The following is a 255-nucleotide window of genomic DNA, read 5'->3' as shown; positions in this document are numbered from 1 at the left end:
GCTAAATGAATTAGTAATTGGGCCTTTTTTAATCCAGGCTGTCTCTTCATCAGTGATTTCCACCCGATAACAACGTTTTGAGGTTGCATTGAACGCAATTCCATTGGTGTAGGAAATAAGCGAAGGGGTGCGATTGCCCCTTTACCTTTCACGTCTTTAAAAACTTGTCGAAGCTCTGGAAAGACAACATCTACCCAACGATTTAATTGGTTGATTGAACTAACAAGACGCTTCACAATCACATCACGGTTAGAC

At 41.2% G+C, this 255-nt stretch carries 1 pseudogene; it reads right to left on the bottom strand.

Annotation, left to right across the window (positions count from 1 at the left end):
* Nucleotides 1-255, bottom strand: a pseudogene (locus M3610_RS28730) (IS110 family RNA-guided transposase); the annotation flags it as partial.

The organism is Neobacillus sp. MER 74 (assembly GCF_023714155.1).
The sequence above is the reverse complement of the archived record's forward strand: the minus strand, read 5'-3'. Positions and strand labels throughout refer to the sequence as shown.